The 10,958-nt window shown below is 69.2% G+C and carries 11 protein-coding genes; 3 read left to right on the plus strand and 8 right to left on the minus strand.

Annotation, left to right across the window (positions count from 1 at the left end; genetic code table 11):
- Positions 1–146: 146 nt before the first annotated feature.
- The 5 genes from ACFC1J_RS06335 to rplM form a co-directional block, all read right to left on the minus strand.
- Positions 147–1,604 (minus strand): sugar transferase, encoded by a 1,458-nt coding sequence (locus ACFC1J_RS06335; protein ID WP_375903519.1) that lies wholly within the window; start codon positions 1,602–1,604, stop codon positions 147–149.
- Positions 1,605–1,838: 234 nt separating this feature from the next.
- A complete protein-coding gene (locus ACFC1J_RS06340) occupies positions 1,839–2,276 on the minus strand; it encodes a VanZ family protein (protein WP_375903521.1) in 438 nt (145 codons plus the stop codon).
- 2 nt (positions 2,277–2,278) lie between these two features.
- Positions 2,279–3,634 (minus strand): phosphoglucosamine mutase, encoded by a 1,356-nt coding sequence (glmM, locus tag ACFC1J_RS06345; RefSeq protein ID WP_375903523.1) that lies wholly within the window; start codon positions 3,632–3,634, stop codon positions 2,279–2,281.
- Between the two features lie 15 nt (positions 3,635–3,649).
- On the minus strand, positions 3,650–4,132 hold the full coding sequence (gene rpsI / locus ACFC1J_RS06350) for a 30S ribosomal protein S9 (protein WP_375903525.1): 483 nt from the start codon (positions 4,130–4,132) through the stop codon (positions 3,650–3,652).
- Between the two features lie 26 nt (positions 4,133–4,158).
- Complete coding sequence (gene rplM, locus ACFC1J_RS06355; protein WP_045249783.1) at positions 4,159–4,605, minus strand: 50S ribosomal protein L13; 447 nt, start codon at positions 4,603–4,605, stop codon at positions 4,159–4,161.
- A 304-nt stretch (positions 4,606–4,909) separates the two neighbouring features.
- On the opposite strand from rplM, the gene ACFC1J_RS06360 reads away from it, so the two are divergent.
- Both ACFC1J_RS06360 and ACFC1J_RS06365 read left to right on the plus strand, forming a co-directional pair.
- Positions 4,910–6,136, plus strand: a complete 1,227-nt coding sequence (locus ACFC1J_RS06360; protein WP_375903528.1) for a glycosyltransferase — start codon at positions 4,910–4,912, stop codon at positions 6,134–6,136.
- On the plus strand, positions 6,127–6,558 hold the full coding sequence (locus ACFC1J_RS06365; protein WP_375903530.1) for a hypothetical protein: 432 nt from the start codon (positions 6,127–6,129) through the stop codon (positions 6,556–6,558). The genes ACFC1J_RS06360 and ACFC1J_RS06365 overlap by 10 nt, the downstream gene beginning before the upstream one ends.
- A gap of 33 nt (positions 6,559–6,591) precedes the next feature.
- On the opposite strand, the gene ACFC1J_RS06370 is transcribed toward ACFC1J_RS06365, so the two are convergent.
- Complete coding sequence (locus ACFC1J_RS06370; protein ID WP_375903531.1) at positions 6,592–6,903, minus strand: hypothetical protein; 312 nt, start codon at positions 6,901–6,903, stop codon at positions 6,592–6,594.
- A complete protein-coding gene (locus tag ACFC1J_RS06375) occupies positions 6,900–7,694 on the minus strand; it encodes a nucleotidyltransferase family protein (RefSeq protein WP_375903532.1) in 795 nt (264 codons plus the stop codon). The genes ACFC1J_RS06370 and ACFC1J_RS06375 overlap by 4 nt, the downstream gene beginning before the upstream one ends.
- 247 nt (positions 7,695–7,941) lie before the next feature.
- Between ACFC1J_RS06375 and ACFC1J_RS06380 the strand changes: the two genes are divergently transcribed.
- Positions 7,942–9,627, plus strand: coding sequence for a polysaccharide biosynthesis tyrosine autokinase (locus tag ACFC1J_RS06380; protein ID WP_375903534.1), 1,686 nt, complete (start codon positions 7,942–7,944; stop codon positions 9,625–9,627).
- Between the two features lie 14 nt (positions 9,628–9,641).
- Here the strand turns inward: ACFC1J_RS06380 and ACFC1J_RS06385 are convergent, their stop codons facing one another.
- Positions 9,642–10,937 carry an O-antigen ligase family protein gene (locus ACFC1J_RS06385; RefSeq protein WP_375903536.1) on the minus strand — a complete coding sequence of 432 codons (1,296 nt, stop codon included), beginning with the start codon at positions 10,935–10,937 and terminating at the stop codon, positions 9,642–9,644.
- Positions 10,938–10,958: the final 21 nt, after the last annotated feature.

Here is a 10,958-nt window from a genome sequence, read left to right on the forward strand (position 1 = left end):
TTCCGCGGTCTACTGACATTCCCAATGCCCCCCAGTGCCTCCGTGTCGTACGGATCTTCGGGTGAAGCGCACGACAACATTCAGCGTCCTTGCAGATTCTACCTTTTCGGGCACGGCCCCTCGCTCGTGAGGCGTCTCCTGAGCGCTCAATACGCGCCCGTTCCGGCGACGACGACCCGCAGCGTGCGCCACAGGATGACCAGGTCTCCGGTCAGAGACCAGTTCTCCACATAGAAGAGATCGAGCCGGACGCTGTCGTCCCACGACAGGTCGGACCGTCCGTTGACCTGCCATAGTCCCGTGATACCGGGACGGACCAGGAACCGGCGCTGCATGCGGTGGTCGTAGTGCTCCGCCTCCGACGTGAGCGGGGGGCGCGGGCCGACCAGGGACATGTTCCCGCGCAGCACGTTGACCAGCTGCGGCAGCTCGTCGAGGCTGTGCCGGCGCAGCGCCCGGCCCACCGCGGTCACCCGGGGATCGTTCCGCATCTTGAACAGCACGGTGTTGCCGTCGCTCTGGTCGAGCAGGGAGGGCAGCCGGTCTTCGGCGTTCACGACCATGGTGCGGAACTTGAGCATCTCGAAGCGTCTGCCACCGGCACCGATGCGCTGCTGGCGGAAGAGCGCCTTTCCGCCGTCCTGTCGCACCCACATGGCGAGGATCATGAAGAGGGGGCTCAGAACGACAAGAGCGATCACGGAGCCCACGAGGTCGAACGTGCGCTTGGCGAGATATTTCGTGCCCTCGAACGCCGGATAGTCGACTCGGATCAGCGGAAGGCCGGGCGCAGGGATGGAGTGCAGCCGGGGGCCGGCGATGCCGGTCAGGGCGGGGGCGACCAGCAACTCGATCTTCGCCGCCTCCAGGCCCCAGCCGAACTCCTGCAGCGCCTCGGGGCTGAAGCGATCGGATCCGCTGTAGACCACCGTGTCCGCACCGGAGGCGAGCACCGCTTCGAGCGCGTTGTCGAAGCCGGCGAGCACGGGCACCCCGGGGAGGAGATCCCGGTCGCTGCCGTTCTCGGTCACGGCACCGAGGAGCTGGACGCCCAGCCCTGGTTCGCGCAGAATCGAGGCGCCGACGTGACGGGACTTCTCCCGCTCGCCCACCACGACGGCGTGATGCGCGAAGCGCCCGCGGGTGCGCTGGTTCAGCAGCCAGCGCCGCCACTGCCAACGGCCGAGGAAAAGCAGAGCGAGCCCGATCGGGAAGGCGATCAGCACGTAGCCGCGGGCGAGCTGCAGCTGGAACCCGAAGGCGAGGATCGCGAGCACGCCGAACAGCCTGATCGTCGTGTCAGCGACCCGCTTGTACTCGAGCGAACCGCCGCCGATGACCTTCGCGTTCCGCGAACCGGACAGCTGCAGCGCGAGTGACCACACGAGGGCCAGCGCGATCGAGAACATCGAGTACTCGAGCTCCGCGTTCAGGAGATTGAGACCCACGACGCGGGAGTCACCGAATCCGAATCGGGCGATCTGCGCGAAGGCGACCGCCGCGCAGACGATGATCGTGTCGGTGACGGCGAGGCGTTTCGCGTACGCGTGGCGCCAGAGCGCGACGGTGTGCGCCGTCGCTACGAAGTCTACTTTTCCAGACACTCCCCAGAACTCCCCAGAACCGTTCCCACAACGGCGGATGGCAGAGGCCATCCTCCCCGGACCTCAACCCTCCCAAGGCTGCGGTCCATCGCCGATCGGTGGCTGCTCTTTCGGGGCGAGAAGCTGCCGAGCCGACGTCCGCATCCTCCCAAAGGCTGCGGCGTGGCTTCATGCTAGCCCTGAGACGGCTCGGAATCCAGAGTGCGGAATATCGGATCTCGCCTCGAGGCCGCTTCAGCGGTCGCGGGCGCCCCGGCCCACCGCATCCACGAACTCGACGACGAGCAGTCCGACGCAGGTTCCGGCGGTGTTCGCGATGAGGTCGGAGATACTCGACGTGCGTCCGGACAGGAAGACTCCCTGCGCGGATTCGATCGTCAGCGAGACGACGACGCCGATCGGCATGATCAGATAGCGTCGGCGCGACAACAGGATGGCCAGCAGGATGCCGAGCGGCACGAAGAGCAGGATGTTCGAGGCGAACTCGATGCGGTTGTAGGTGAGGGCCGGCAGATAGCGGGTGATCGTCTTGAGGAAGAACCCCATGCCCTTGTCGACGTGCTGGGGCCAGAACGCGATCAGCGCGAGCGCGACGCCGTAGGCGAGCAGCAGGGGCCACGTGCGGCGCAGCATTCGCTGCGCCGGCACGGTCCCGGATGCCTCGTCGGTCATGGTCAGAGGGCGAGTCGCTCGCGCACGACCTCGGCGAGCTGGTGCGCGTATTCGTGCGCGGACTGCTCGTCTGCGGCCTCGACCATCACCCGCACGAGCTGCTCGGTGCCGGAGGGGCGCAGCAGCACCCGGCCGGTGTCGCCGAGCTCGGCCTCGACGGCCTTCACGGCCTTTTGCACGTGCTCGTCGTCCGTCTTGGTGCGATCGACGTCCTTGACGTTGACGAGCTTCTGCGGGTAGACGGTCATGATCGACGCGAGCTCGGCCAGCGTCTTCTTCTGGCGCGCCATCTCGGCCACGAGATGCAGGCCCGTAAGCACGCCGTCACCGGTGGTGGCGAAGTCGCTCATGATGACGTGGCCCGACTGCTCGCCGCCCAGCGAGTAGCCGCCGGCGTTCATGTCCTCGAGCACGTAGCGATCGCCGACTGCGGTCTGGCGCACGGTGATGCCCTGCTCGCGCATCGCGACGTGCAGACCGAGGTTGCTCATCACGGTGGCGACGAGGGTGTTCTCGGCGAGTCGCCCGCGATCCTTCATGGCGACCGCCAGGATCGCCATGATCTGGTCGCCGTCGATGACGTTGCCATCGGCGTCCACGGCGAGGCAGCGATCCGCGTCGCCGTCATGCGCGATGCCGACATCGGCGCCCACGCGCACGACCTCGGCGGCGAGCTTGTCGAGATGCGTGGATCCGACGCCGTCGTTGATGTTGATCCCGTCCGGATCCGCACCGATCACGGTCACCTTGGCGCCCGCGTTGCTGAATGCCTCGGGGGAGGCGCCGCTGGCGGCTCCGTGCGCGCAGTCGAGCACCACGTGGAGGCCGTCGAGGCGGTGCGGGAGCGACGCCAGCAGGTGCATGACGTAGCGGTCCTCGGCGTCCGAGAAGCGGCTGACCCGGCCGACGTCGGCGCCGGTGGGGCGCAGCTTCTCGCCGGCCATGGCCTCTTCGATGCGCTGCTCGACGACATCGGGGAGCTTCACGCCTCCGCGGGCGAAGATCTTGATGCCGTTATCGGGCGCCGGGTTGTGAGACGCCGAGATCATCACACCGAAGTCGGCGTCGATGTCGGCGATGAGGAACGCCGCGGCCGGGGTCGGCAGCGTTCCCGCATCGAGCACGTCCACGCCGGAGGAGGCGAGTCCTGCCTCGACGGCGGCGCTGAGGAAGTGCCCCGAGATGCGCGGGTCGCGCGCGACCACGGCGGTGAGACGCTTGCCGGCCGCCTTGCGAGCCTCGGCAATACGGCCCTGGCCCAGGACGACGGCAGTCGCCTGGGCCAGGGTGAGCGCGATATCGGCAGTGAGGGGGCCGTTGGCCAGCCCCCGCACCCCGTCCGTACCGAACAGAGCCATTGAGGTCCGCGCGGCTTAGCGCTTCGAGTACTGAGGAGCCTTGCGGGCCTTCTTGAGACCGGCCTTCTTGCGCTCCTTGACGCGAGCGTCGCGCGAGAGGAAGCCGGCCTTCTTGAGGGTCGGGCGGTTGTTCTCGACGTCGATCTCGTTCAGCGCGCGGGCGATGCCCAGGCGCAGCGCACCGGCCTGGCCCGAGGGGCCGCCGCCGGAGATGCGGGCGATCACGTCGTACGCACCCGTGAGGTTCAGCACCGTGAACGGGTCGTTGATCAGCTGCTGGTGCAGCTTGTTCGGGAAGTAGTCCTCGATCGAGCGGCCGTTCACCGTGATGGTGCCGGCGCCCGGGACCAGGCGCACGCGGGCGATGGCCTGCTTGCGACGACCCACGGCAGCGCCGGGGACGGTCAGAACGGGACGCGGAGCGGTCTCGACGGCGGCGGCCTCAGGGGTCTCGGTCGAGAAGTTCTGCGGGAATTCGGTGGTGTCGTTGTCAGCCACGAGTATGTCCTTATTCGTAACGGCGCTTACTGGGCGACCTGGTCGAGGGTGTACGTCTTCGGCTGCTGAGCGGCGTGCGGGTGCTCGGAGCCCGTGTAGACCTTGAGCTTCGCCAGCTGCTGGCGGCCCAGGCTGTTCTTCGGGAGCATGCCGCGGATGGCCTTCTCCACAGCGCGGACGGGGTTCTTCTCGAGCAGCTCGGAGTAGGCGACGGCCTTGAGCCCGCCCGGGTGACCCGAGTGGCGGTAGGCGATCTTCTTCTGGAGCTTCTGACCGGTGAGCGCGACCTTGTCGGCGTTCACGATGATGACGAAGTCACCCGAGTCGATGTGGTTGGCGAAGGTGGCCTTGTGCTTGCCGCGCAGGAGCGCTGCGGCGTGCGAGGCGAGGCGACCGAGAACGACGTCGGTGGCGTCGATGACGACCCAGTCACGCTGGACCTGCCCGGCCTTGGGGGTGTAAGTGCGCGTCACAATAGTGCTGCTTTCTTGATCGAACGGAGAGGTTCGTGAATCCCACTCCGGGGTGGTTCTGATCGATCCTCGAGCTTGTCAAAGAACGAAAGGGAACACGCCAGTGGAGGGCTCACGTTCGTGCGTGCGACCAGCAGTGACCGCACACCAAGGGGAGAGTCTACGGCACGGGCCGGCTCCGCGCGAATCGACGTTGCGCCCGTGCTTCCCGTCGTGCCGATTCTGACGTAGTCTGACCTCTAGCGACCTGTGGGAGGTCGCGATGCCTGTGGGAGGCATCTGACGTGCCACTGGGGAGGCACCGATGAGCGATGTTGCCCGGCCGCTGCGCGCGGCCGCGACGCCGTACGCGGTCGACGATGTCGACGTCTCCAGCGCCTGGAAAGAGGAGATCGCGGCGCAGGCCGTGCGTGCCGCTCCGCGGGGAAGCCGCCAGACGGGGACGGCTCGCAGGTTTCCGCGCGTCTATCTCGCGGCGAACAACGGCGGCATGGGCGGGGGCGAGGTGATGCTGCTCCGCATCGCTGCCGTGCTTCGCGACCTCGATGTCGACGTCACCGCGGTCCTCCCGGCGTCGTCGTCGGTGATGGCGGCCGCGGTGCGCGAGGGCCTCCCCGTGATCGGGCTCCCGGCGCGGAACCGCATCCTGTGGATGTGCGCGCTGCGATGGTGGAGCCGAACCCGCCCGGAAGGCCTGCTGTGGTGCAACGGCCTGGTGCCCGCGGCGGCGACGCTGGGGCACAGGGACCGGCTGGTGCACCTGCACCAGCGACCGAGCGGCCTGCGCGGCCTGATCTCCACGATCGCGCGTCACCGTGCCGTCGCCACGCTCGTACCCTCGACCGCGATGGCCGAAGCGGTTCCTCATGCGCTGGTGCTGCCGAACTGGACGGATGCGATCCGGCGCGCGGACCCGCGCCCCGACGACAACGGACACATCCGGATCGGTTTCCTGGGACGCCTCGGACTCGACAAGGGCGTGCATGTGCTGGCGGCCGCGGCTCAGCTGCTGGACGAGTGCATGCCGGGACGCTACCGGCTGGTGCTCGCCGGGGAGCCGCTGTTCGTTCCCGAGGCCGACCTCGTGCAGATGGAGGAGGCACTCGGCCCGGTGGCGCATCTCACGCATCGTCCGGGATGGGTCGACGCCGCCGAGTTCTTCGACACCGTGGATCTGCTCGTCGTCCCCTCGGTCGTGGAGGAGTCCTTCGGACTTGTCGCCGCGGAGGCGATGGCGGCACGGGTGCCGCTGATCGTGAGCGACGCGGGGGCGCTGCCGGAGGTGGTCGGTCCGAGAGGGGCGATCGTGCCCGCAGGGGATCCGGTCGCGCTCGCCGAGCGGATCGCGGATCTGACAGCCGGGTCGGGATCCCCGCATCGGGGGTCGCTGTTCGAACGATGGTTCGCCGAATACTCGCCGGCCGCAGGGGCCGCGCGGATGCTCACCCTCATCGACGCATTGGGTGTGCAGCGGAATTCGGCGGAGTCTTCGCGTCATAAAACGTCGAAAGCAGAGTCTCTATGGGTATGAACGACATCTCGCACGCGGTGGCAGGCACGCGCCTCCGCGGAAAAGCGCAGCAGGATCTGGACGCCGAGGTGCAGAGGGAACTCAAACGGGGTGAGACCTTCGGCGTCACGCTGCCCGCCCCTCTCTGGGAGCTGCTCAACCGCGTGGTGTCTGCAGAGGGAGTGGAGCAGGAGGCCCTGCTCGGACCGGGTGGACGGGTCACGGCCTTCCGTGTCTTCCGCGCGCGGCGACGGATCGATGAACTCCGGCGCCTGGGATATGTGCGCCGCGACGGGGATCGCTGGATGCCGACAGTGGCCGGCATGGGCGTCGTTCGTCCTTTCATGTCGCCGAAGACCAGCAGCGCCATGTTCCCGGTCCTGCGAGAGATGCGGCGCGCTGAGACCGCGCGGGTCGCGTCGAGCGCAGAGGCTCTCCTCTGACCGGTCGTCGCAGTGGCGGCGGCGCTGATCCGCTCACAGGAGACGGATCAGTCCATCGCGGACCAGGGCATCGAGGAAATCCTGCAGGGACGCATCGGCGAATGAAGGCCGATCGACGTCCGGACCGAGTTCGTCATGGATCCGATCCAGTTCGCGACGCAGCGCGGGCACAGTCGAGACCCCATCCGACAGCAGCATCCACACGAGCCACGCCGTGTCCGTGAACGCGAACTGGGTTGCCGTCTCCAGCTGCGCCGCCCACACCAGATGCGGCGTGCTGCCCAGGTCCGATGCCTCGACCCAGGCCACATCGGCGCTGATCTCATAGCGCGCCTGGGCGGTCACCGTCGTCCGCCCCAACGCCGGCCCAGTTGCGCCAGGGCCAGCTGGATCCGCGCGAACTGCTCGCGCAGGACTTCGCCGTGCCGCGGTTCCCGGCCGAGGCGCAGCGCAAGATGCGTGCGATTCACCGGCAGCGCGCGCCGCAGCACCGCGAGTTTCGCCCGGACGCCCGAAGCGGAGCGGATCCGAGCCATCCACTCGTCCACCCGGTCGCCATCAGGACTCGACCAGAAACGCCACAGTGCGAAGTCCGGCGCATCGCGGTGCCGCGCCAGCTCGCCGATCCCGGCTGCCAGCGCCGTGCCCGCCGCGAGCTCGTCCGCGAGCGCCCGCACTTTCCGGCGCAGGTCGTCATCGCAGTGATCCCACGCCTCGGCGCGCTCCGATGCGTGCGAGCGCGCCGCATGCGTGACCTGCACGAGGACCTGCCCCGGCAGGGAAGGCACCGCGCAGGGACGATGCGCGATCAGCGCCGCTTCGCGATCGCGCCAGAGCCGATCGAACACCGTCTCCGCGTCGACGAGGGGCCCCGGCAAGTGGCGGTGCACATCGACGAAGCTCCATGTCGCGTGCCGCAGGTTGGCGGCGTGACCGAACGGCGACCCCTCCTCGAAGTCGGTGAACAACGCCCAGCCGTTCTCCTGCAGAGCCGCCAGAAGGCGCTCGACGTGGCCCGGCCGCACCAGAACATCCACATCGGAGGACCGGTGCCGGTTCGCGCGCAGGAACTCGGCGGTGGCCGGGCCCTTGACGTGCAGCAGATCCACGCCTGCCCGATCGGCCACGCGCTGCACCGCCGCATGAGAGAGGTGGACGTTGACCCAGACCGGCACCCTTGCGGGAGCGCCCGACGCGGACCCCCCAGCAGGTGCGATGCTCACGCGCTGATTCTAGGACGAGGGCGCCTGCGCGGTGCCGGTCGGTGATATTTCGGTTCGTGCTTTCGGGGGACCCCTCGGCATAGACTACGGACGGGACGCCACTGGGGAGTTGGCTCTCGCGGTCTTTGGCATACGCTCCCCACAAGCAGAGGAGCTGCTGGTGACGGTGCTCGACTTCCTCATCCTGATTCGGCGCGGATGGTGGTTCCTCGCGCTCGGACTGCTCCTCGGTGCGCTGGGCGGCCTTCTCAGCGCGCAGCTCACCGCGCCGGTGTACACCGCTCAGGCGACCGGGTTCATCGCCGGCACCGGCGGATCGGTGATCGCCGGAACCACGACGGCGATCGATCGCGCCGGCGCCTACATGCCTCTCGTCGACACCGCGCAGGTGCGTCAGGAGATCGCGAAGGACGCGAACGTCCCGCTGTCGAAGCTCAACGGCTCGCTGAGCGCAGAGGTGGTTCCGGGAAGCACCATGGTGCGGGTGACCGCGAACGCCCCGGATCCGCAGAGCGCATTGAAGCTGGCCAACGGCGCCTTGCACGCGCTCGCCAACGTCGTCGCCCGCATCGAGGACGCCGCGGGGGCCGGGGCGACGCCGCCTCCTGACGGAACGACAGTCCAGCGCGACGGGATCGTGATCGTGCCGCTCGACGATGCCGTGCCGCCCACCTCGCCGTCCGCGCCCGACAAGCGCGCCATGATCCTGTCCGGTGCCCTCATCGGCCTCGCCGCGGGGCTGCTGCTCGTGCTGCTGCGACGGGCTCTCGACGTGCGCGTGCGGTCCCACACCGACGTCGCGGCCCTCGTCGGCACCGGTGTGCTGGGCCGGGTGCCCACGCTCGACGTCGGTGGGCGCGGCAAGAAGGAAGCGATCACCCGCGCCGTCGCGCATGAGGCGTATCGGCAGATCCGCACCGGACTGCGCTTCGCGAGCGTCGATCAGGAGGTGCGCGTGGTCATGGTGACGAGCGCCAACCTCGGCGAGGGCAAGTCGAGCACGACCCGTTCCCTCGCTCAGGTGCTCGCGGAGTCCGGCCAGCGCACCCTCGTGATCGATGGCGACCTGCGCCGCCCGTCCGTCGCGGATGGCTTCGAGCTGGACGGCACTGTCGGGCTCAGCGAGGTGCTCAGCGGACAGATGCCGATCGGTCCGGCGATCCGGCGCACCTCGGATCCGAACCTGTTCGTGCTGCCGGCGGGAGGCATCCCGCCGAACCCGTCGGAGATGCTGGGGTCCACGGCCTTCCAGCGCTTGCTGGGCGAGTTGCGGCGAGACTTCTTCATCGTCGTGGACGCGCCGCCCGTGCTGCCGGTGACCGATGCGAGCGTGATGAGCGCGTTCGTCGACGGCGTGGTCTTCGTGATCGCCATGGGCCGCACCCGCAAGGCGGAGATCGTGGAGGCCCGCACCCAGCTCGATCAGATCCGCGCGCGGATGCTCGGTGTCGTGCTGAACTTCGTGGCCATGCGCAACAGCGCCAACGGCTACGGCTCCTCCCGCAAGAACCACCGGTACTACGTGCAGACGAGCGTGCACGACGCCGACAAGGAGGGCGACGTCGACACCGTCGCCACGATGAGCGCCGACTCGGAGCTCGCTCCCGCGGCGCTGGACGGCGACGCGTCCCCGGCGAGCGCCGACGGGCCGGAGCCGGCGGGCGCCGGCGGCGAACGCCGTACGGGCCGCGCACCCGCTCGCTCCCGCAGCGTCGCCGATGATGCATCAGTGGCGGCCGACGCCGCGCATGCCCGACCGCGACCGGCGGGAGGCCAGCGCAACGTCCCCGCGCGGGCCCACCGCTCCGCGGATACGCACGGCGTCGGTCCCGACGCCGCGGTCTGACCGGTTGCGGAAGGTCAGGGCGGCGGATGAGCAGCGTGCGAGATGTCGCTCCGGGGGAGGCCCGGGTGCATCGCCACGGCCAGCACGAGCGCCCAGCCGATGGTGAGGAACACCTCGCCGAGCTGCGTCGCCGTGACCAGGATCACGATCGTCGCCGCCTCCATCGCGCGGGCGCTGAACGGACCAGGATCCGATCGCAGGGGACGCAAGCCGATCCACGCCGTGACCGCCACGACGACGATGAGCGCGACGAAGCCGCCCTCGACGAACAGCGTCGCGTAGGAATCATGGAACAGGAACATCTGCCCCGTGGTCATCTGCACGAACGCCGTGCCGAGACCGGATCCCTGCGGCGGTGTCTCGGCGAGCTTGCGGGCCACCCGATCCGCGATCTGGGCGCGGAGCGTGTCGGTGCCGACGCGATCGGCGAAGATGCCGATCCGTGCCAGATTGTCCTGCACGTAGGCGAGGGCGAACCACAGTGCGACGCCCCCGAAGATGCGAGTCACCAACGTCCGGCGGGTGAACACCGCGAGCCAGACCACCGAGGCGAGCAGCCCCGCCATCGTCGTCCGGGAGCCGGTGAGGAAGGTGAGCGCGCCGAAGGCGGCCACGGTGCTGCATCGCGCCCAGCGCGAGGTCTGCGTGGCCGCGAGCAGCAGTCCGCCGATCGCGTACAGCAGACCGGCGGCGTTCTTGTCCCCGACGTAGCCGGAGAGGAACTGCTGGTAGTCGTGCGGCGCGATCCCCGCGTAGAACAGGACCGCGTTGAGCACGAGCCCGCACGCGAAACCCTCGATGAGTGCGACGAGGCGCAGCCGGCCGGTCCCCGCGAAGACGGTGAACGCGAGCAGGAGTCCGAGCCGGATGAGGCGCTGGCGCCAGTCGGACGCACCCGTCATGGGCGCCGCGGACGCCGAGACGATGAGGTCGTAGACGACCAGCACCACCGCGGCGACGATGAACAGCCGCAACTGCGGCGAGGCGAATCGCGGGCGGCGGGTCGTCGCGACCGCCACGAGCACGGCCATCGCGAAGTAGCGGATCGGGATGTCGACCGGCAGGCCGGGCAGGTTGTAGCCGGCGGCCAGCAGGATCGCCATCGTGAATTCGAGCAGCGGGGTCTCGGAGAGCCAGCGCTTCGACGCGGTGAGAGCCTCCGCGCCCCAGGACGCGCCGCGGCCCGCCGTGGTCTTCGGCGCAGCTCCGGCCTCGGTTCGAGCGGGAACGAGAGCCGGCCGCCCCGGGGCGCCTCCGGTGCGGTCCGCGCGACCGCGGCGACCGTCTGCGGCAGAGCGCGGGTCCGACATGGTCTGATTGTGACAGGTCAG

Origin of the sequence: Microbacterium sp. NPDC056052, from assembly GCF_042266785.1 — a bacterium.
Classification (GTDB): domain Bacteria; phylum Actinomycetota; class Actinomycetes; order Actinomycetales; family Microbacteriaceae; genus Microbacterium.